We start from the raw sequence: 22,537 nt of genomic DNA on the forward strand, positions 1-22,537 counted from the left end.
GGCGGGGGACGCAATGAACCAGCAAACCGCAGCCGCGCACAGCGCGGCCATCGAAGCCGAGCAAGGCGAAAGCACGTCTTCGCTGCTCGACAGCATCGTCGAGAAAAGCAAGGTCGCGAAATCGGATTCGGAGCACGCGCGTGCAAAGGACCTGATCGGCGAACTCGTGCATCAGGTGCTCGACGGCACCGTGGTCGTGTCGAACAATCTGTCCGCGACGATCGACGCGCGGGTGGCCGAACTCGACCGCCTGATTTCCGCGCAATTGAGCGCGGTGATGCATGCGCCGGAATTCCAGCGCCTCGAAAGCACGTGGCGCGGCCTCGATTATCTGTGCAAGGAAAGCAATACCGGCCAGACCATCAAGATCAAGGCGCTGCACGCACCGAAGCGCGACGTCGTGCGCGACTTCAAGAACGCGGTCGAATTCGACCAGAGCGCACTCTTCAAGAAAGTCTACGAAGAAGAATTCGGCACGTTCGGCGGCGCGCCTTTCGGCACGCTGATCGGCGACTACGAAATCACGCGCCAGCCCGAGGACATGTACTTCATCGAACAGATGTCGCATGTCGCTGCGGCCGCGCACGCGCCGTTCATCGCGTCGGCGTCGCCCGAACTGATGGGCCTCGAATCGTTTGCCGATCTCGGCAAGCCGCGCGATCTGGGCAAGGTGTTCGACACCGTCGAATACGCGAAGTGGAAGTCGTTCCGCGACGCCGAAGATTCGCGCTATGTGGGCCTCACGCTGCCGCGTTTTCTCGGCCGCCTGCCGTTCAATCCGAAAGACGGCGCGACCGCGGAAGGCTTCAACTTCGTTGAAGACGTCGACGGCACCGACCACAGCAAATACCTCTGGTGCAACGCGGCGTGGGCCTTTGGCGCGCGCCTGACGGCAGCATTCGACGACTTCGGCTGGTGCGCGGCGATTCGCGGCGTGGAAGGCGGCGGTCTCGTGGAAGATCTGCCGACGCACACGTTCAAGACCGACGACGGCGAAATCGCGCTCAAGTGCCCGACCGAAATCGCCATTACGGACCGCCGCGAAAAGGAACTGAGCGACCTCGGTTTCATTCCGCTCGTCCACTGCAAGAATTCCGATTACGCCGCGTTTTTCGCCGCGCAGTCGGTGCAGAAAGCGAAGAAGTACAGCACCGATAGCGCGAATGCGAACGCCGTGCTGTCCGCGCAGCTGCAATACATCTTCTCGGTGTCGCGCGTGGCGCACTACCTGAAGGCGATGATGCGCGACAAGATCGGCAGTTTCGCTTCGGCGCAAAACGTCGAAGTGTTCCTGAACCGCTGGATTTCGCAATACGTGCTGCTCGACGACAACGCCACGCAGGAACAGAAGGCACAGTTCCCGCTGCGCGAAGCGTCGATCCAGGTGGCGGAAATTCCGGGGCGTCCGGGCGCGTATCGTTCGGTTGCGTTCCTGCGTCCGCATTTCCAGCTCGACGAACTGTCGATCTCGCTGCGTCTCGTGGCGGATCTGCCGAAGCCGGCTAATTCGTAAATAGCGCGTCGCAATGAGCGCGTCGTAACAAGCACATCAACGCAGCGGCAATCAATACGACGTAAAGAAAGCCGCACGACGAGCAACGAGAACGCGCCGAACGCGTTGGCATGTACCGCCATGACGGTGCATGCCACGCGATGCATCCGGTGTAGAGGCCCTGGCGTAAATGGGGCCCGCGCCAAGTGTGAGCGGTCCATCGGGCGGCCCGGCCTCGAGCCTCGCGCCGCCGTACAAACCACCTCTATGGGGAGCGATACGTTATGAAGGACATCTACCTAAAATTCGGCAATCCCGCGATCAAGGGCGAATCGCAGGATAAGGATCACGCCAACTGGATCGAAATCGATTCGTGGAATCACGCGATCCTGCAACCGCGTTCGGCAACGGCATCGACGGCCGGCGGCCATACGTCGGAGCGTTGCGAACACGCCGACATGCGTTTCACGAAGGACATCGACGTGGTCAGCCCGCTGCTGTATCAGCACGCTTCGGGCGGCACGACGTTCGACGAAGTCACCATCGACTTCATGCGTTCGGACGGCGAAGGCAACCGCATCAAGTACCTCGAAATCAAGCTCAAGTACGTGATCATTTCGAGCATCACGCCGACCGTCGTGGGCGAAGGCCTGCCGACCGAAGAGTTCTCGCTGAAGTACGCTGCCGTGCAGTGGAAGTACACGCAGCAGAAGATCGGCGGCAACCAGGGCGGTAACGCTCAGGGCGCATGGAGCCTGACGAAGAACGACAAGACCTACGCGGTCTAAGGTGTCGTTGAACCGGGCGGGGTGCCTCGCGCGCCGCCTGGTTTTCATAGCATGCGACGCCGGATGGTTTGATGAAACGTTTCGAGCCCAGTTTCTTCGACAAGCTGTTCGACGACGAACCGCATTCGCCGGCACCGGCCGCGATGCGGCAATTGTCGCTGGACGAACTGAAAGCGACGGTGGCGCGCGATCTGGAGTCGATCCTCAATACGCGGATTGCCTTCACCGAGCACATGCTCGCGCAATTGCCCGAGTGCCGTAAATCCCTGCTGACTTACGGCCTGAACGATTTCGCGGGTTTGAGCCTCGCGAGTCATTACGATCGCGCGTTCATCTGCAAGTCGATCCAGCAGGCAATCGAGCGCCACGAACCGCGTCTGCAACGCGTGACGGTGTCGCTCGAATTGAATTCGCGCTCGACCAGCGTGCTGAATTTCGCCATTCAGGCATTGCTGGTCGTGCATCCGGCCGAGGAGCCGGTCAACTTCGATGCATTGTTGCAGCCTTCGACGCTGCAATATTCGGTCTCGCGCGCACGCGCGAAGACCTGAAGCACGGCAACGGCCGCGAGTTGTCACGCAGCCGCGGCTGCACAGGTAGTTTTGGGGGGCGGGGAGTCGCGATGGAAGAGTTGTTGCCGTACTACGAGCGCGAGTTGTCGTTCTTGCGACGCTATTCGCGCGAATTCGCCGAGCGCTACCCGAAGATCGCGGCCCGGCTCGCGATGAGCGGCGAGCACTGCGAGGACCCGCACGTCGAGCGCATGATCGAGTCGTTCGCGCTGCTGGGCGCGCGCATCAACAAGCGTCTCGACGACGATTACCCGGAGTTCACCGAGGCGCTGCTCGAAGTCCTCTATCCGCATTATCTGCGGCCGTTTCCCGCTTGTTCCGTCGCGCAGCTCGGCACCACGGCGTCGTTTGCGCAACTCACTGCGCCCGCCACGATCGAGCGCGGTACTGAACTGAAGTCGCGCCCGCTGCGTGGCGTGCAATGCCGTTTTCGCACGGCCTATGACGTGACGCTCGCGCCGGTGCGCATCAGCGAAGCGCGCTATATGCCGGTCGCGATGGCGCCCAGTTCGATCGTGCTGCCCGGCGACGCCACGGGCGTCATTTCCATCACGATCGAATCGACCTCGCCGCAACTCGATCTCGCGGCGTTGAAACTGCCGCAATTGCGCACCTATCTGCACGGCGAGCAATCGTTTATTGCCGCGCTTGGCGACTGCCTGTTCGTGAACGCATTGGGCGCGTGGGTCGAACCCGATCGCAGCGGTCGCTGGCGCGCGTTGCCGGACATGCCGTTTAGTCAGGCCGGTTTCGGCGAAGACGAAGCGCTGATCGATTTTCCTTCGCGCTCGCATCCGGCGTATCGCCTGCTCACGGAGTATTTCGCGTTTCCCGCGAAATTCGATTTCGTCGATTTCGATCTGGGCGCAATGGCTGCCGCCGCTGGCCGATGCCAGCGGCTTACGCTGCACGTTGTGCTCAAGGAAGTGCGCGGCGACTCGCACGAGGCGCGCCTGCTCGACACGCTCGCGGCCCATCATCTGCGGCTCTTTTGCACGCCGGTCGTCAATCTCTTCAAACAGCACGGCGAGCCGATCCGCCTCAATCACCAGAGCATCGCGTATCCGGTGGTGGCCGAGGCGCGCCGCGCATTCGCGTACGAAGTCTATTCGATCGACTCCGTCAAACTCGTGCAGCAACGTGCCGATGAAGAATCGGTGGTTGAATTCCGGCCGTTTTATTCGCTGCGCCACGGCGAGAACTCGCGCGCGGGCCATTACTGGTTTGCGCGGCGCGATGAAGCCGTTGCGCAAAAGAGCCCCGGCTACGAAACCGAAATTTCGATCGTCGATATCGATTTCGATCCGGCGGTCGAACAGACCGATACGCTGAGTATCGAACTCACCTGCACGAACCGCGATTTACCCGCCGGTCTCGCCGTGGGTCTGGAAGGCGGCGACCTGTTTCTCGAAGGCGGCTCGCTCACGAATCAGATTGCGCTGCTCGCGCGGCCCACGTCGTGCGCGCGTTTCGAGCGCCGCCAGGCCGCACACTGGCGCCTTATTTCTCATCTCGCGCTCAGTCACGTTTCGCTCGCGAGCGGCGGCGCGACCACGCTCAAGGAAATGCTCGCGCTTTACGACTTGCGGCGTAGCGCGGTGTCGTCGCGGCATATCGACGGCATCGTCGACGTGGAGCAGCGCGCCGCCGTGCAATGGCTGCCAGGCAAACCATTCGCCACGTTCGTGCGCGGCGTGGAAATTCGCGTGACGGTCGACGAAGACCATTTCGTCGGCACGAGTCTCGGCACTTTCGCGCGCGTGCTCGATGTGTTCTTCGGTCTGTATGTGCATATCAACAGTTTTGTGCAACTGGTCGTGATTTCGAAATTTACCGGCGAGGAGATCCTGCGATGCAAGCCCCGCAGCGGCGATTCGATCCTCGTGTAATCGAGCGTCTGCTCGACGAACCGCACCGCTTCGAATTTTTTCAGGCGGTGCGTCTGCTCGAACGCTGGTTCGTCGACAAGAAGCAGGATCGTCAGCGCGACGTGCTCGCGCATCGCGTGGCATTTCGCAACACGCTTTCACTGGGTTTTCCGCCCAGCGAAATCGAGCAGGCCGCGTCGTACGACGAAGCGGGAACGCGGCTCGCCGAACCCGAACAACGCGCGGCCGCGCTCGACGACGAGCGTCTCGGTCAGGTGGAAATCACGCCCGCGTTCTTTGGCTTGCTCGGCGGGCAGGGTGCGTTGCCGCTGCACTATACGGAGCAGTTGATCGCGCGCGAGCAGCTCAAGCGCGATCGCGCCGCACGTGAATTCTTCGACGTCTTTTCGAATCGCGCGACTGCGCTGTTCTATTCGGCGTGGAAGAAATATCGTCTGCCGTTCCATTACGAACTCGACCGCGACGAGCGCTATATGCCCTTGTTGCTCGCACTCGCGGGTGTGGCCGACAACGATTCGCGCGAGAGTCTGCATGGCGGGCGCGGCGCATTGCTCGATGAAGCGATCGCTGGCTATGCGCCGGCCGCGCGCCATCGGCCGGTGTCGGCGGCGTATTTGCAGAACACGCTGTCCGAGTATTTCAACGTGCCGGTGCGTATCGAGCAATTCGTGGGCAAATGGTATGACGTGCCGCCCGATCAACTCTCGATGCTCGGCATGCGCAACGTCGCGCTGGGCGCGACGGCGCTCGCGGGTCAGCGCGTCTGGCAGCGCGACATGCGCGCGCGCCTCGTGATCGGCCCGCTTTCCAAAGCGAATTACGAGGCGTTTTTGCCCGGCGGCGAGCGCGCAATCGCGCTGGAGCACATGCTCACGCTGCTGGGCCGCGTGACGCTCGAATACGAAGTGCGGCTCGTGCTGCAGCGTGACGAGGTCGGGCCGAGCCAGCTTGGCGGCGGCTCGCGCCTCGGCTGGGATGCGTTCCTTTGCACGCACGAAGCCGATCGCGACCGCGCCGACGCGCATTACGAATTGCATGTCACCCACTGACGACTGACTGGAACTCCGCCCGGACCGACTTCACGACATGAGCACGCCTCTCAAGACCCTCATCACCAAGCTCAACTCCACCTGCCGTCTCGCGGCCGAGCGCGCTGCCAGCGCGTGCCTTTCGCGCGGGCATTACGAAGTCGATCTGGAGCATCTGTTCCTCGCCTTGCTCGAAGAACCCGCGAGCGATCTGGTGTGCGCGCTGCGCGCGTCGCGTATCGATCCGCATGCCGTGCGCGCCGATCTCGAACGCGAATTGCAGCAGCTCAAGACGGGCAATACGCGCACGCCGGTGTTCTCGCCGCATTTGATCGCGCTGTTTGAACAAGCCTGGTTGATCGCATCGCTCGACACGCAGATCGGCCGTATCCGCTCGGGCCATTTGCTGCTCGCGCTGTTGAGCGCGCCCGATCTCGCGCAATTCGCGCAACGCATGTCGGCGCGTCTGGCCGAGGTGCCGGTCGCTGAACTCAAGCACAGCTTCGACGAATTGACCGAAGGTTCTGTCGAGGCCGCGCCGCGCGACGCCGAGCGTGCTTCGGCGCAACCGCTTGCATCGGATGCGGACAGCGAGACGCAAGCGAGTGGCGGCCCGTCGAAAACACCGGCGCTCGATACCTATACGACCGATCTCACGCAGCGCGCGCGCGAAGGCCGCGTCGATCCGGTGATTGGCCGTGAAGGTGAGATTCGCCAGACCATCGACATTTTGATGCGCCGCCGCCAGAACAACCCGATTCTCACGGGCGAACCGGGCGTCGGCAAAACGGCGGTGGTCGAAGGTCTCGCGCTGCGTATCGCGGAAGGCGACGTGCCGGAGTCGCTGCGTAATGTGGCGCTGCGCGTACTCGATATGGGTTTGCTCCAGGCGGGCGCAAGCGTGAAGGGCGAATTCGAAAATCGCCTGAAAAGCGTGATCGACGAAGTGAAGAAAAGTCCGCAGCCTATCGTGCTATTTATCGACGAAGCGCACACGATTATCGGCGCGGGTGGTCAAGCTGGCCAGAATGACGCTGCCAATCTGCTCAAGCCTGCACTCGCACGCGGCGAATTGCGCACGATCGCGGCGACCACGTGGAGCGAGTACAAAAAGTACTTCGAAAAGGACGCTGCGCTTGCACGCCGATTCCAGGTCGTGAAAATCGAGGAGCCGAGTGAAACGCTCGCGGCCTCGATGTTGCGCGGGATGACCGGGTTGATGGAAAAGCATTTCAATGTGCGTATTCTCGACGAGGCGATTACTGAAGCCGTGCGCCTTTCGCATCGCTATATCAGTGCGCGTCAATTGCCCGATAAGGCCGTGAGCGTGCTCGATACCGCGTGCGCGAAAGTCGCGCTTGCGCATAGCGCGACGCCCGGTGCAATCGACGACGGCAAGCGCCATATCGAACGCGTCGATGCTGAAATTGCCGCGCTCGAACGCGAAGCCGCGAATGGCGCGGCACACGAAGAACGGCTCGCTGCGCTGAAGGTGGAGCGCGAGGCCAGCGCCGCCGAAGTCGCGGAGGACGAAGTGCGCTACGCTCAGGAGCGCGAACTCGTCACGCAGATCGCGGCGCTGCGCGCGCGTATCGACGCCTCGCGCGAAACGGGTGCCGACGCCGCGCTCGCACGGGACGCCGACGAAGCGCGCGCCGCACTGCCTGCGCTCGTCGAGCAATTGCATGCATTGCAGGGCGAAGGTCCGATGGTGCCGTTGCAAGTGGATGCGCACGTGGTCGCCGAAGTCGTGTCTTCGTGGACCGGCATTCCACTCGGCCGCATGGTGAAAGACGAAATCAAAACGGTGCTGAACCTGAATCCGCTGCTGGGCGAGCGTGTGATTGGTCAGGACCATGCACTCGAAGCCATCGCGCAACGCGTGCGCACGGCAGGCGCGAATCTGGAAGATCCGGACAAGCCGCGCGGTGTGTTCATGTTCGTTGGACCTTCGGGTGTCGGCAAAACGGAAACGGCGCTCGCGCTCGCCGATATTCTCTATGGCGGCGAGCGCAAACTCGTCACCATCAATATGAGCGAATATCAGGAAGCGCATAGCGTGTCGGGGCTTAAAGGCTCGCCGCCGGGCTATGTGGGTTACGGCGAAGGTGGCGTGCTGACCGAAGCCGTGCGCCGCAATCCGTATTCAGTCGTGCTGCTCGACGAAGTGGAAAAAGCCCATCCCGACGTGCTGGAAATGTTCTTCCAGATTTTCGACAAGGGCACGATGGACGACGCCGAAGGGCGCGCAATCGATTTCCGCAATACGCTGATTATTCTGACCTCGAATGTCGGTTCGTCGGCGGTCATGCAGGCGTGCCTGAATAAAGCCGCTGAGGAATTGCCCGACGCCGACGCGCTCGCCGAATTGCTGCGTCCGCAACTCTATAAGACCTTCAAGCCCGCATTCCTCGGGCGCATGAAAGTCGTGCCGTATTACCCGATCTCCGACGACGTGCTCGCCGAGATCATCGAACTCAAACTCGAACGCATTCGCCGGCGTATCGAAACGAATCATGGCGCCGCTTTCGAATGGGACGTTACGCTCGTCGAAGCCGTGCTCGCGCGCTGCACCGAAGTCGACTCGGGTGCGCGCAATGTCGATCACATCCTCAACGGCACGCTGCTGCCGGAACTGGCGCAATACGTGCTCGAACGCATCGCGCAGGGCACCGCGCTTGCGCGTGTGACGGTGCGCGCCAGCGAGGCCGGCGAGTTCGAATACACCGTGAATTGATATGTCGAACGATTACACCGCGCTGCTCGCGCCTATTAACGAAGCGTCGCCTTGCGGCGAAGACCTGCTGTTTTCGGCGGACTTCGACACGATTGCTTACGCACGCCGCTTCGACGATCCGTCGCTCGATCAGGGCGAATGGGTCACGGACATCAAGGAAGCCGACTGGCCGCTCGTGATCGAGCGCTGCACGTCGCTGCTCGCCACGCAGACGAAAGACCTGCGCCTCGCCGTGTGGCTCACCGAGGCGCTCGCGATTCAGGAAGGCGTGCCCGGCCTGACGCAAGGCATCTCGGTGCTCACGGGCCTCGTCGAGCGATTCTGGGACGGTGTGCATCCGCTGCCCGAGGGCGACGACGTGGAATCGCGCCTCGGCAACGTTGCGTGGCTCGCGGGGCGCGCGGCGGAATTGCTGCGCGCGGTGCCGCTCACGCAATCGGGCACGGCATTCAGCACGCTCGACTGGGAGGTCGCGCAGCACGTCGCGCAAGCGATCAAACGCGATCCCGACAATGCCGCCGATATCGCGCGCGGCAAACCTTCGGTCGAACAGATCGACGCGTCACGACGCGCCACGTCGCCCGCGTTTTATGAAGCGCTGCTCGCGCAATTCAAAACGTTTGAAGCGGCACTTGGCGCGCTCGATACGGAACTCGAACGGCGTGCCGGTGATGCCGCGCCGAGCTTTCGCCAGACGCGCAATGCCTACGACGATGTGTATCGACTGCTGGAACGTTTCGCGCGCGACGTGGGTGTCGATCCGAACGCCGCGCCGAAGCCGCCCGTGGAGGAGCAATCCGCACAGGGCGACGGCCACGTTGCATCGCGTGGCGCGCAGGACCGCTCGGAGCCGAGCTTCAAGACGCCTTTGCCCAATGAGGAACATGTGCTGACTCCGACTCGCATTCAACCCCGCGCGCATGGCGGCATTGAAAGCCGCGCGGACGCCGTGGCGCAATTGCGTGCGGTGGCCGATTATTTCCGCCAGACCGAGCCGCATAGCCCGGTCGCCTATCTCGCCGATAAAGCGGCTGAGTGGGCCGGCATGCCGCTGCATCAATGGCTTTCGACAGTGGTCAAGGACGACAGTACGCTCGCGCATATTCGCGAGATGCTAGGCGTGAAATCGGACGAATGACCTTCACCCGGTGAGCGAAATGGGCGCACAGGACATCATGAGTCTCATCAGCGGCGGCCTCGTGCAGGACGGCCGATTGCTGAAACTGGACACACCGCTCGGCGACAACGCGTTGCTGCCGCAGCGGGTGATCGGCCGTTCGCGCATGGGCCGCGATTACGGCTTCACGGTGGATGCGGTGTCGCTCAGCGGCGATATCGCGTTGAAGAAACTGATTGCGCAGCCGGTGACGCTCTGGTTCGAACAGACCGATAAATCGTATCTGCCGCATCACGGTTACGTGCATACAGCACGCCGGCTCGGTTCGGATAGCGGCTTGACGAGCTATCAACTCGAATTCGCTTCCTGGCAGCATTTTCTGAAATTCAGAAAAGACGCGCGCATCTGGCAAGACAAAACCGCCGACGCCATTCTTACCGATGTATTCAACGCACACCCACAGGCGCAGGGTGCATTTCGCTTCGCTTTGCAGAATTCGCTGCCGCAGCGTTCGTTCTGTGTGCAATACGAAGACGACTGGCATTTCTGCCAGCGCATCATGGAATCGGAAGGGCTTTATAGCTACTTCGAGCAAGGTAGCGACGGCAAATCGCATACGCTGGTCGTGATCGATAATCTGGCAGCGTTGCCGGCACTTTCTCCGCAAACGGTGCAGTTCTATCGCGCGGGCACGAACAGCGAAACGAATGCGCTCGTGCAATGGAGTGCCACGCGCACATTGCAGAGTGTCACGCTCACGACGCGCACGTTCGACTACAAGTCGCCTTCGACGGGCAGCAATGCAAAAGGCACGTCGGTGCCGACGCTCGACACGGCGGGCAGTCTTCCGCAGCAGACCGAGGTGTATGAATACAGCGGCGCCTATAGTTTCGGCGATCAGGCGCGCGGCGACGCGCTTTCGACGTTTCGCATGGAAGAGTGGGAGTCGCGCACGAAACGCTACGAAGGCGGCGGCGCGGTGCGCAACCTCGACGCGGGCCGCTGGTTCACACTGAGCGGGCATCCCGCGCACGACGCGGACAGCGAGCAGGATCGCGAATTCGCCATTATCGAAACGGCATGGTTCGTCGAAAACAATCTGCCGGTTTCGACGATGCAGGCGCAATCGTTTCCGCACAGCCTGCAAAGCCGTCTCGCCGCAATCAAGGCAGCGCATACGTCCACCTCGGCTGCACTCGAAATCGCGCATGCGGACGGCAGCGAAGGATTCCTGTTCGCGCAAATCGAAACGCAGCGCAAGAATGTGCCGTATCGCAGCGCCTTCGAACATCACAAGCCGGATATGCAGATGCAGACGGCGATCGTGGTGGGACCGGCCAACGAAGAGGTGTATACCGATTCGCTGAATCGCATCAAGGTCCATTTCCATTGGGACCGGCTTAATGGCAGCGACGAGAACGCCTCATGCTGGCTGCGCGTGGCGATGTCCGATACGGGCAGCAGTTATGGCAGCGTGCACGTGCCGCGCGTGGGCGAGGAGGTGATCGTCGACTGGCTCGATGGCGATTGCGACCGGCCCATCGTGACAGGACGCGTTTATAACGGATCGACTGCGCCGAACTGGCATTCGAACGGCTTGCTCTCCGGTTATAAATCGAAGGAGTACAGCGGCAGCGGTTATAACCAGCTCGTACTCGACGACGCCACGGGCCAGAACCGCATGCAGCTTTATAGCACCAGCGCGAATTCGCAATTGCACCTGGGCTATTTGATTGCGCAAAACGCCAATACGCGCGGCGCATTTCTCGGTAGCGGATTCGATTTGAAGTCGGATGCGTATGGCGCAGTGCGGGCCGGGCAGGGTCTTTACGTTTCGACGTATGCCAGATCGGCGGCGAGCGCGCAGCTCGATGTGACCGAAGCGCATCAGCAATTGACGAGTTCGCAGGACATGATGGACGCGCTTTCGCAAGCGAGCGCGAATCAGCAGGCGGAAAGTCTCGCGGATGGCGTGAGTGCGCTGAAATCGTTCACCACTGCCACTCAGGAACGTGCGCAAGGGGCGACTGGAAGCGGCGGCAATACGGCGGGCGGTGGCACCGGCAGCGCGAATGCGTTCTCGCAACCCGTAATGCTGATGGCGAGTCCCGCAGGCATCGCGCTGTCGACGCAGCAATCGACGCATATTGCCGCCGACCAGCAAATCAGCCTGGCGAGCGGGCAGAGCACGCACGTGGCGACCGGAAAATCGCTGATTGCGAGCGCGCGCGAGAAGCTCAGTCTGTTTGCGCAGAACGCAGGCATGAAGCTGTTCGCGGGGCAAGGCAAAGTGGAAATTCAGGCGCACGCGGACAACGTCGAAATCACCGCGCAGAAAGTGCTCAAGGTGATTTCCGCGACCGACAAGGTTGAAAGTGCGGCGAAGAAGGAATTGCTGTTGACGTCGGGCGGCGCGTATATCCGCATCAAGGACGGCAACATCGAGATTCATGCGCCCGGCAAAATCGACATCAAGGGCGCGCAGCATTCGTTCGAAGGCCCGGCTAGCACGAATTATCCGCTGCCGACCATGCCGAATTCCACCTGCAAGGAATGCGTGCTCAATGCGTTGAGCGGACGCGAATCGATGCTTGAGGTCGGTTGATGAACGAACAGGATATTCAGGAAGACGTCGTCAATGCGCGGCAGGAAGAATGGCCCGCGTGGTTGAGTGGTCTCCGCGCGAAGCTCACCGCCTACGTGCAGGCGGATATCGACGCGCGGCTTTATCTGCTCGTGGATACGCGCGGCTATCAAAATCTGCATGAACGCCTCGCGAATGAGACTCGCCTTCGCCATGTGTCGCTGTGGAAAGGTATCGAGCTCGAGGAATATCCCGAGATTTCGCCGTATCTGATCGAATTCGATCCGCACGTGCTGTTCGGTAACGATGAAGCCGGGCTGCGTATGCTTGAGCAATTGTGGTGCGAGGCTGTCGATCTTTACGCGTTGACGTGGATCTGGTCGCCGTTTTCGATCGAGCAAGTCGACGCGCATTTGCGCCGCTACGTCATGTATGAACTGCCTAATGGGCGTGCGTATTACCTGTTCTTTTTCGATAACCATGTGCTGCCGAGATTGCGGCAGGTGTGGAGCGAAAAGCAGGCGCGGGAATTTATCGGGCCGTTTGTCGAGATGGGATATCGCACGCGGCGGCTCGAAGAGGCGACGTGGCGGAATGAGTTGCCGCCTACGCTCACACGCACCGTGTCGCCACTGAGTGCTGAACAGCACGACGGTCTGCTGCAGCTTGGCTATGCCGACAAGCTTGCCTTGAAGTTTCGCGTCACGATGGGAACATCGCTCGATCATCTCAGCGATATCGAGCTTTACGAGCAAACGCTGGAACAACTGGAGCGCTCGGGGCGGTATCGGATTACGGGCGATGAATCGTTGTCGGCGTATGTCATGACAGGGCTGTTGATTGGCCCGAGATTCGATGAGCATCCGGCCGTGCAGGCGCAACTGGCCGCGGTGATGCGCAAGGAAATGGACGCGGCGCAGGCGTTCGAGGCTATCGACGATGCGACGTGGGATGAGATTCGTGCGGGATGATATTCAGGAATTCAAGGAGCTGACCGTGAAGTGGGGGACTTTTTTGCTGACACGTATGGCTGTTGCGGGTGCGCTGTGTGTTGCGCTTAATGCATGCGGGAAAACCGAGCCGAGCTACAGCAGCATTTCCACAATGGCGCTCAACTACATGCCGTACAACTTGGATGGCTTTACGATCACAGACCAATACGGCCACAAGGCCACGGGCGGTGGCGATAGCCAGCCGGGCGGCGGCGGTAGCGTCTCGTGCTGCTATGCGTTGAAAGGCACGCAGTTCAGGGTGTCGTGGGATTACTACGATGCCGATCAGTGGCATGCAGGTCAGGAAAAGAAATTTCACGCAGAAACGACCGTGACGCTGCCCGATACACCCGAGCCGAGCCGGATAGGCGACCGCATTCTCGGCGTGCATTTTTTCCCGGATCGTCATGTCGAACTCGAGTTTCCGGCGAGCATCATGCCCAATTCGAAACTGCCCGTGGTTGAAGTCGTTCGCGCACTGATGCAGAAGCACGGCGACGAACTGAATCATCGCTACGACGATACGCTGGGCGACGCCAATCGCCGTATCGCGCGCGTCGTCGCGCAAGCGTGGATCAAATATCGTCTGACCGATGAGCGCGATCTTGAGCAGTACGCCTACTTTGCATTGTTGATCAATGCGGATTTCGACGCGCATCCCGTTGTACAGAAAATCATTCAGGCCGATAAGGGAAAGCCAGGGGCGCTGGCCGTCTCGTTGCAAGGCTTGCAGCCGGCTGTGCGGAAGCAATTGAGGAACAAGCAGTTCGCGAAAGTTCCTGTTCCTGCTATTCCCGACGGTCTGGTGCCGCCTCCGCGCGAGACGTATCAACATGCGGGCTAATTGCGGCGTGATGCAGGCATTGCCCGTTATGCGTGATTCGAATCACGATCCATTAGCGACAGTGCCTGTCGATGACAACATGAACGAATTGCTGATGCCCCCGCTCGAGGAATCAAACGATGTCCGCTGATCAAGGGAAGAATACGTCCAGACTGGATCCTGACGACGCGACGCCGCAAAGCGTCCGTCTCGCCGTCAACCGCATGACGGCTAACGATTACCCGAAGGGTGATTGCATGCCTTGCGGCGCGACGATTCGTATCGGCGTATTTTTTGACGCTTTTGGTCGCAGCAAGGACGAAGATAAGAAAAGCGATAATCCGTCCTCGTACTCGAATATCGCACGGCTGTGGGAAGCACATCGCAATAATCGGGATTTGGGTCGTCCCGCAAATCAGTTCTGGTTTGCCTTCTATTATTCGGGGCTTGGGACTGATCTCAACGATGACGCCGAGAACAACGACTGGATAAACTCTAGTGTGGCTGCGGCGACGCTGGTAGGAAAGGACCTTCTCGGCGCAGGAAAGAGTGTCCTGAACTCCGCAACGCGCGCGAATCAACTCGATAAATTCGACGCCAAGAAGCGCGCAACGGAGGCATTCAAGAAGTCCGCCGAAGATTTTTCGTACCGTCCATTGCTGAAGGCTTATAACGATTTCAAAAAAGATATCAAGGACATTCCGGCGACGATGCGCCGGGTTGCCAATGTTTTGGATCCGTCGCCCGCACGTTTGTGGGAGCGCTCGAAGCTAGGCGTCGTTCACGTCTACAAGAATGCGAAGAACGATATCAAGAAGAATCCGCTGAAGGTGGCGCAGGCTGTCGTACGCCAGGTCTTCACGAGTGTGATAATGGAGAACGTCGCCATCGTGCGCGACTCGCAAGCCATGAGTTTTTACTTTGGCACGGGCGTCGACACACGGCTAGCTGCGGCATTGGATCAGTTTAAAGCGGCAATCGAGGCCGTGCGCACAGGGCCGACCCCGGTTAGCAAAATTCGCAAAGTCGAACTTTCTGTGTTCGGCGCGGACCGCGGATGCGTGCTCGCGCGCGCTTTCGTTAACCGGATTGCACAGAAGTACAAGCATCGCGACGACGAAGATCTGCAAGTGGATGGCGTGCCGATTGAAATCAAGTTCGTCGGTCTGTTCGATGCGGTTTCTTCGATTATGTCCGAGGAGGCGGGCGAAGTCATTGGCCTGATTCCTTATCTCGGTACCATCAAGCCCGACTACAAGGACTTTCCGCTTTCTATTCCGGCCAGTGTCAAGCGTTGTGTGCACTACGCCGCGGCGCATGAGATGCGTTTTTATCAGCGACTCGATAGCCTCGAAAAGACACGTGCTGAACAATACCTCTACCCAGGAACGAGTTGCGACTTGGTCGGCGGTGCGCCGCTGGGGTCACTGGGTCTAAATGCGGAGTTGATGCGCCTGCCGTGCCGCGACATGTTGATCGAAGCACTCAAGGCAGGCTGTGCCATGCTTGACTTCGAAACCATCTATGACGTGCGGCCAGCGCTCTTCAAGCAAATCACCATCGCTCAGCCCATCACTTACGAGGGCAAGCAATACCGCATCAAGCAACTGGTCGAGGCTTATCGCAAGATCGTGCGCAATAACGCCGGTGTCGATTTCCTGCCGCATTCGGAAACGTTCTTGCGTTGGATTGCAGTTCGCTACCAGGACGCAGATTTCCGCCACTCCGTAACCGATCCTGTTGCGAACTGGCGCAAGGAGGTTGAAAAGGCCGATTACGATCGCCGCGCGGCCGCCGCGAAGTTGCAATGGGAAATGCAGGGCAGTGGGCCGATGGACTCACCGAAGATCCAGCAATTGCGCCAGGAAAAGCAGGCCGCCGATGCGCACTGGAACGATCTGTTCGCACACGCGCCTTCGAATAACTACACGACGGTGTGGAAGCGGCTGGACGCCGAATCGAGGGAGATGACGTCGAAGTGGGACAAGATGCGGCCCGAGTATGAAGCGGAACAGCAGCGCCGTTTCACGCATTCATTCAACACTCAAATGCAGTACACACCGCTTTTTCTCGCGCCTGCATTCGCGCACAAGGATCCTCTCGACGCCAATCAGATTGCGCTGGTGAAAGCGTGGGAGGAAGGGATGGGCGGCAAGAACCCACTCCCCGACGACGTCATGGCGCTGTTCGACATGCTCGTCCACGACACGCTGCTGACCAGCTGGCAGGATCACGTTCTGGCGCCTTCGCTGTACTTCCGCACCCGCGACAAAGACGTATTCGGCGTCACCGACTACGATGCGGAAGACAAGAAGCGCAAGGAAGATGACGCGAACGCAGCGCGCATCGACAAAATGGCGGCCGATCAAGCCGCCATGCAAAAGGCGCGTTCAGCGCTGTAAAAGCAATGTAAAAACACGGCGCGGGGCATTCTCCCCCGCGCCGCCCATCAACACTCAAATCCCCGCACGAAACTCAATACGCCGATTCCGCGCCCGCCCATCTGAAGTATCGTTCGACGCCACCGGCTGATCGGGGCCCACGCCATTGGTCGTGAGCTGCTGCGGCGAAATTCCCTTGGCGACGAGATAACCCTTCACCGCATCGGCACGCGCCTGGCTCAACGCGATATTCGAAGCGCGATTCCCCGAATTGTCGGTATGACCGATGATTTCCACGGTACGCGTATTCATCTTTGCCAACACAGCGGCCATCTGATCGAGAATCGCGCGACCTTCCGGCGCGAGCGTCGCGCTGCCGGTTTCGAATTCGATCGTGCGGTTCGCGAGCGTCTGATCGAGCAGACCCTGTTCGGACGCGCTCACACGCAATCCATTGCGAATCGTATAAGTGGGATTCAACGCATTCGCCATATCGCTCGCGATCTGCTGGCGCTGCGCTTCGTTGCCCACTTCGCCACGCACGTCGATCTGCGTGCCGTCGATCTTCAGCTGTCCTTTATGAATCTGCTTGAGCGGCGCGCCAATCAGCTTCTGCACATTCGACGACCAGTTCGGCGGCGTCGCCACATCGCCCACTTCGATCTGATCGACCACATTGCCTGCGCCATACGTATCGCGCAGACGTTGCAACACAGCCGCGTGCGTGGCTTCGTCGGGCACCTTGCCGCCCACCACGACCTGGCCCGGCGCGTTGTCCATCGGCGCGGGCGTCGACGTCACCGCGCTGCGCGTACCCGAAGCGGCGGGCGCGGCATTCGCCTGGCCTGTCGACGAAGACGCCGAGCCGGGCAGGACCGTCGTGCGAATCTGCGAGCCGCTGTTGTCGATCGGCGTCACGCGAGCGGGGCTGCCGTCGTCGGCGAAAACGGGCGTAGTGGCGGCACAGAACGCCAGCGTCACCGCAGCCGCCAGCGCGCGGCGCGCGCGCGAATCAAGCACGGCGGCCATTGACCGGCTCCCCGATAAACGCCTCGCGGAACGTGTCGATCGAGACGCGCAGCGACAGTTGCGGTTGGTCGAGGTAGCTGACGAGTTTGCTGATGCCATGGTCGCTTTGTGCATGATCGTCGATCCATTCGGGATCGTCGATGTCGATATTGTGGGCTGCGTAGGTTTGCGGATCGACCACGCTGTGCAAGGTCTTCGCCGATGCGCCATTGAAGCCGACGATGAGACGTTCGCGTTGCGCAATCGTGCCGATGAAAATCGCCAGTTCGAAATCGGCCTTCGAAACGAATGGCGCGATCAGTTCGAGCCAGAACGCGGCGACGAGGCTGCGATAGAACGGATCGGTCGGCAGCGGCAGCGTGAGGCCGCGTTCGAGATGGGCCGCGCCGCTCTCCATCACGGGACGCAACAGCGAGCCGAGCGCGAGCATCGCACCGCGCAAACGCACCGGATGGCCGCTGGCGAGCAGCATCTGTTCGAGGCCCGAGAGCGTTTGATGTTCGACGAAGTCGGCGAACGTGCCGTCGTGCGGATTACCCGTGCCGCCCACATCGACCGGCACGAACGTTTCGCCGAGCGATTGCAGTGCGCCCGCGGGTTCGCTCGGTCCGAGCAGCGGCTGCATCTGCGCGGCAACGCGCGACCAGAGACGCGCGAACGCGAGCGGGCTGCGTGCTAGAAAGGCGAGCGGTTGCTCGACTTCCAGCGCGGTGGCCGCGAGAAACGGAAAGCGCCGCGACGACTGATCGTGGCTCGCCACCATATGACCCGCGATCGCGAGCTTGCTTTGCGAGCCGAGAAACGCGAAGTGCATCGGCTTCGCTTCTTCGTAGACGATCTTCCAGCGCGGATCGTCGGTGAGCAGTTCCATCGCTTGCGCGATCCAGCGATCGAGCGTTTGCAGCAGCTGCGGATTGTGTCCGCTTTTCACGAAGTCGCCGCGCGAAGGGATCTTGCCGAAATAGGCGATCTGCGCCTGAACGGTTTGCGTCATTGCGCACCTCCCGCGTTGTTGTTGGCGCTCACTGCATTGGCCGTCGTCGTTGCCGCTTGCGGCGCGCTCGTGGCGGGCGCCGCGCTCACGTTCGTTGTGTTCGCCGTGTTCGCCGTGTTCGCCGTGTTCGCCGTGTTCGATGCGTTCGACGCGTTCGCAGGCGCGGCCGGATTCACCGCATTCGGATTCGCGGCCGTGCCCACGCTGGCGATCGACGACGGCAGCTGCACGCCGCGCAGACCTTGCTGTTGCGGCGCGTCGCCGCTCGCCGCGGTCGGCTGCGAGGTGCTGATGATGCGCATGCTCACCGACACCGTCACGCTGCCTTGCGTCCACGTGAGGTCGAACGTGCCGTCCGGGCGGCGGCTGCGTTGCGCCGAGTTGATCAGCTTCTCGAGACCGTAGCGGCCCGGCTCGTTGACGAGCTGGATCGTGCGGCCGTCGAACGTGGTCGCCGAGAGCGTCGCGCCCGGCGAGCCCGCCGGATTCGGCCACACGAAGTTGGTCCATTGCGGCGGCGTGTTGCGATAACGAAGCTGCTGGCCGTCGATCGCGATCGTGTACTCGGTCGTGCCGCTCGACGGCTGCGGCAGGATCTGGAACACGGTCTGCGGTTCGCTCGCGCCGCCGTTCGCACCGGCTGCGCCGCCCGCAAGCGGGGCGACCCAACGCGCGAAGCTACCGGTGAAATCAGGCGTGAGCGACAGACCCATGTCGCCCCACGTGCGGGCCGACAGCGTGTCGCCGCGACGAACCGCGAGCGGGCCGAGCGTGGTGCTCACGAACTTCGAGATCGCGCCGTCCGGGCCGAACATCTGCGCGATTTCGCTCGCACCGGCTTCGACCTTCGCCGTGCCCGCGAACGGATACTTGTTCGCGAGCGACGCCTGGAACGGCTGATACACCTGCGCATTCCACACCTTGTTCACTTCGACGCTGGCCGGCTGGATCACCACCGCATACGCCTGCATCAGCGGACGCACGAGCAGCGGACGCAGTGCCTTGCGCTGATCGTCGGTGAGGCCGGTAAGCATCTGCTCGTCGACGAACTTCAGCGAATCGGCGAGTTCCGAACCGTTGCCGTCGAGCGTCTGCTGCATCAGCTGGCGCGCGCCCGGTCCCGGATCGCCCTGATTCTTGATGGTGTTAAAGCGCGTGCGCACCTTCGAGAGCGAATCCATATAGCCCTTGAGCATCGAGCCGTTGTCGTGCGTGACGACGATACGGCCGAGGCCCGCGAACGCCTGCCCAATCGGTCCCATCGGCAGCTCGATCGGATTGCCGTTGATGTCGATGTTGGCCTGCAGCGGACCGCTCGACGCGCGCGAGAACAGATTCTTGAACCAGCCCGTGATGCCGCTCTGCGCACGCTTGATACTCGTGTTCATGAGCGACGGGTTGTCCCACGACGTCTGGTCATACGCGGTTTCGAGGATCTTGCGGATCGGCGAATCCTGCGGGTCGCCGAGACGGTTCATCGCGTCGACGGCCTGCCCGAAGGTGCCGAAGTCCTGCACCGCGATGCCCTGCATGAACTTCTGCCAGTGCTGCGCGTACTCCGTTTTGTACATGCCGACGAGCGTTTTCTGGATCTGCTCGGGGCTGCCTTCGAGCGTGAGATCGTCGGCGGCCGAGGTGTTGAGCACCCAGTCCTTCGCCTGCAGTTCCTTGGTGGCGGCGTCGCGGATCGCTGGCTGCACATACTGGAACCACGCTTCACGCGTGAAGGTGCCCGGAATCGCGTAGCTGCCCGCCACGAGACTCGTGTTGCCGTCGCCGACGATGCGCGCGACCGTCATCGGCGCGAAACGCGTGGAGGCGCGCGCCTTGATCTCTTCATACACGCGCTGGCGTGCGGGCATGCCGCGCACCACGTGGCGCAGGTTTTCGCGCGTCTGGTCGACGAGCGCGAGATTCGCGTCGATCATCGGCCAGTCGTCGTCGTTCACGCGCGCGAGATAGAAGGTGATCATGCGCTCGGCGCTCTTGATCATCTCGTCGCGAGGCATGTTGCCGCGATTCTGTTCGAGCCAGCCGCGCCAGAAGCGTGCGATCTGGTCGGTGAGGTGAGCGGTCTCGACGTGGCGCTTGTCGGAGAGCATCAGGTAGGTCTTGAGCGCGTTGTACGCGTCTTCGACGCTGCTCGGCGAGGCGTCGCTATAGAGGCCGCCCTGGCTCGTGTTCGCCATCGCGGCGTGCGCGGAAACCGGCACGGCGCCCGAGTCCGGCGCGTGCGTCATCGGCGCGAGCTGGTCGGGATGCGCGTCGACGTCCTTGAGGAACGAAGCGAGATTCTGCGAGACCGGCGTGAGCATGATCTGGCGAATGCCGTTGTAATACTCCTCGAGCAGATGCTGTTCGAGGCGGTCGCCCTGATACAGACCGAGCGACACCGCGAGCGGCTTGTCGTGACGGAACTGTTCGAGCTGATCGATGCGATCCTCGAGAATATCCATCGCCTGCAGGCGCGATTGCAGATCGTTGCGGTTCTGCTGCAGCTTTTCGACGTTGTCGAGGTCGGCCTGCACGTTCGCGACGAGCTGCTGGTTGTTGATCGCCGACCACGTCCAGCCGCCGAGTGCGAGGGCGAGCGCGGCCACCACGCCAAAGAACGTGGCGTAGCGCAGACGTGTTTTCGCGGGGCTCGCGAACTGGCGAACCGTGTGGCGATCCGCGAAAATCACCTTGGAAAACAGGTCTTTCAGGAAGAAGCCGTTCTTCGAGAACGCGGCTTGCGGCTTGGGCAGACCGTCGGCGGACAGCGCGAAGCGATTGGCGATGCGTTGCGCGGCGGCGCTATTGGTTTCGCCTTCCTGCAATGCGCTCGTGAAATAGAAGCCGCGGAAAATCGGCTTGTACTGGAACGGATTGTTTTCGAACAGCGTGGCGAGGAACGCGCGCAATGCGGGTTTGATGGTCGAGAATTCCAGCGGAAAACTCAATTGGCCCGGCGTGAGCGCGTTGCCGCGGCTCATCGACATCTGCGCGATGCTGATTTCCTTCAGGCCGTCATACAGTTCTTCGAAGCGGTCGTCGAACAGCGTGACGATGTCGCGCTTCTCGTCGGGTTCGTAGGGCAGGGTAGCGCCCCACACGCGGTCGTATTCGTGCCGTTCGCTGCCGCTGAAGAATTCCGTGAAGCCCGTGATGAGGTCGACCTTCGTGAACATCACGTAGACCGGTGCGAACACTTCGAGCTTTTCGGTGAGTTCCTGCACGCGCTGGCGCAGGTTCTTCGCGAGGTCGATCGCGAACTCGGGCTTGCTGCCCGTGAGTTCCGCGATGCTGGCCGTCACGATGATGCCGTTGATCGGCGCCTTCGGACGGAAACGCTTGAGCAGGCCCAGAAAGCCGAGCCATTCTCCGCGGTCTTCCTCGTGAATCGAATAGCGGCCGGCCGTGTCGAGCAGAATGCCTTCATTGGTGAAGAACCAGTCGCAATTACGCGTGCCGCCGATGCCGTGAACGATGGCTTCCTTTTTATCGGCGAAAGGAAATTGCAGGCCCGAGTTCAGCACAGCGCTACTTTTACCGGCCGCCGGATTGCCGATCACGATGTACCACGGCAGTTCGTACAGCGCGGAGCCGCCCGACATCTGGCCGATCTTCGAGGACTTGATGGTCTTGACCGCGTCGACGAGGCGCGTGCGCAGCGCATCGAGTTCGGCCTGGGTGCCGCGCGCGGCGACGGCGGCAGGGCTTTCGACCTGCGCCTGCTGTTCGAGCATGTCGCCGAGCTTGCGGTTCGCGCGATGCACGCGGATGCGGCGCACGATCCACACCAGCAGCCAGATCGCGAGCAGCGCGCCGAGCACGACGCCGACCCAGATGAGCCCGATCTGCAGCGTGTCGGCTGCGATGAACAACACGGCGGCGAGCGCGATGAAGCCGATGATGGAAAGCGTGCGCCTGTGAGTCAACACGTTGAGGATGCGTTGCATAAGCCGGTCAGGTCCTGGTGCTTTGTGTGCTGTTCTGGTGATTCGTTGCGAGGCGCGACGCGCGCGGCGGCGTCACGCGGGCAGGGCGCATGGGCGCGCGCGAACGCGGCGCTCAGGCATGGCGCCGCGTTGGCAAGAAATGGGAAAGGGAATGGCGCGGCCAATGCGGC

14 protein-coding genes are annotated in these 22,537 nt (G+C 61.4%); 11 read left to right on the forward strand and 3 right to left on the reverse strand.

Annotated elements, in window-relative coordinates; all coding sequences use genetic code 11:
- The first annotated feature begins 13 nt into the window (after nt 1–13).
- From tssC to U4Y88_RS03830, 11 genes are all read left to right on the forward strand, one after another.
- The gene (gene tssC, locus U4Y88_RS03780; RefSeq protein ID WP_224011454.1) at nt 14–1,513 is read left to right on the forward strand and encodes a type VI secretion system contractile sheath large subunit; all 1,500 of its coding nucleotides are present in this window, start codon (nt 14–16) and stop codon (nt 1,511–1,513) included.
- A gap of 263 nt (nt 1,514–1,776) precedes the next feature.
- Complete coding sequence (locus tag U4Y88_RS03785) at nt 1,777–2,280, forward strand: Hcp family type VI secretion system effector (protein WP_224011453.1); 504 nt, start codon at nt 1,777–1,779, stop codon at nt 2,278–2,280.
- A gap of 71 nt (nt 2,281–2,351) precedes the next feature.
- Nucleotides 2,352–2,831, forward strand: a complete 480-nt coding sequence (gene tssE, locus U4Y88_RS03790) for a type VI secretion system baseplate subunit TssE (protein WP_065058887.1) — start codon at nt 2,352–2,354, stop codon at nt 2,829–2,831.
- Nucleotides 2,832–2,902: 71 nt separating this feature from the next.
- Entirely contained in the window at nt 2,903–4,741 is a 1,839-nt protein-coding gene (gene tssF / locus U4Y88_RS03795) for a type VI secretion system baseplate subunit TssF (RefSeq protein ID WP_321782345.1), read from the forward strand.
- On the forward strand, nt 4,705–5,790 hold the full coding sequence (tssG, locus tag U4Y88_RS03800; protein WP_321782347.1) for a type VI secretion system baseplate subunit TssG: 1,086 nt from the start codon (nt 4,705–4,707) through the stop codon (nt 5,788–5,790). The genes tssF and tssG overlap by 37 nt, the downstream gene beginning before the upstream one ends.
- Nucleotides 5,791–5,827: 37 nt before the next feature.
- Nucleotides 5,828–8,506 carry a type VI secretion system ATPase TssH gene (tssH, locus tag U4Y88_RS03805; protein WP_321782349.1) on the forward strand — a complete coding sequence of 893 codons (2,679 nt, stop codon included), beginning with the start codon at nt 5,828–5,830 and terminating at the stop codon, nt 8,504–8,506.
- A gap of 1 nt (nt 8,507) precedes the next feature.
- A complete protein-coding gene (gene tssA, locus U4Y88_RS03810) occupies nt 8,508–9,644 on the forward strand; it encodes a type VI secretion system protein TssA (RefSeq protein ID WP_321782351.1) in 1,137 nt (378 codons plus the stop codon).
- A 19-nt stretch (nt 9,645–9,663) separates the two neighbouring features.
- Nucleotides 9,664–12,228 (forward strand): type VI secretion system Vgr family protein, encoded by a 2,565-nt coding sequence (locus U4Y88_RS03815; RefSeq protein WP_321782353.1) that lies wholly within the window; start codon nt 9,664–9,666, stop codon nt 12,226–12,228.
- Nucleotides 12,228–13,178 (forward strand): DUF4123 domain-containing protein, encoded by a 951-nt coding sequence (locus U4Y88_RS03820; RefSeq protein WP_321782355.1) that lies wholly within the window; start codon nt 12,228–12,230, stop codon nt 13,176–13,178. The genes U4Y88_RS03815 and U4Y88_RS03820 overlap by 1 nt, the downstream gene beginning before the upstream one ends.
- A complete protein-coding gene (locus tag U4Y88_RS03825; RefSeq protein WP_321782357.1) occupies nt 13,168–14,043 on the forward strand; it encodes a hypothetical protein in 876 nt (291 codons plus the stop codon). The genes U4Y88_RS03820 and U4Y88_RS03825 overlap by 11 nt, the downstream gene beginning before the upstream one ends.
- Nucleotides 14,044–14,162: 119 nt before the next feature.
- Nucleotides 14,163–16,424 (forward strand): DUF2235 domain-containing protein, encoded by a 2,262-nt coding sequence (locus U4Y88_RS03830; RefSeq protein WP_321782359.1) that lies wholly within the window; start codon nt 14,163–14,165, stop codon nt 16,422–16,424.
- 54 nt (nt 16,425–16,478) lie between these two features.
- Here U4Y88_RS03830 and U4Y88_RS03835 read toward each other — a convergent pair whose 3' ends face one another.
- The 3 genes from U4Y88_RS03835 to tssM are packed head-to-tail and all read right to left on the reverse strand — an operon-like array spanning nt 16,479 to nt 22,367.
- Nucleotides 16,479–17,432: an OmpA family protein gene (locus U4Y88_RS03835; protein WP_321782361.1), complete on the reverse strand. Its 954-nt coding sequence runs from the start codon at nt 17,430–17,432 to the stop codon at nt 16,479–16,481.
- A complete protein-coding gene (gene tagF, locus U4Y88_RS03840) occupies nt 17,416–18,426 on the reverse strand; it encodes a type VI secretion system-associated protein TagF (RefSeq protein ID WP_224011446.1) in 1,011 nt (336 codons plus the stop codon). Before tagF ends, U4Y88_RS03835 begins: the two co-directional genes overlap by 17 nt.
- On the reverse strand, nt 18,423–22,367 hold the full coding sequence (gene tssM, locus U4Y88_RS03845) for a type VI secretion system membrane subunit TssM (RefSeq protein WP_321782364.1): 3,945 nt from the start codon (nt 22,365–22,367) through the stop codon (nt 18,423–18,425). The genes tagF and tssM overlap by 4 nt, the downstream gene beginning before the upstream one ends.
- Between the last annotated feature and the right edge of the window lie 170 nt (nt 22,368–22,537).

Origin of the sequence: Paraburkholderia sp. J94 (assembly GCF_905220285.1) — a bacterium.
In the GTDB taxonomy this organism is placed as follows: domain Bacteria; phylum Pseudomonadota; class Gammaproteobacteria; order Burkholderiales; family Burkholderiaceae; genus Paraburkholderia; species Paraburkholderia tropica_A.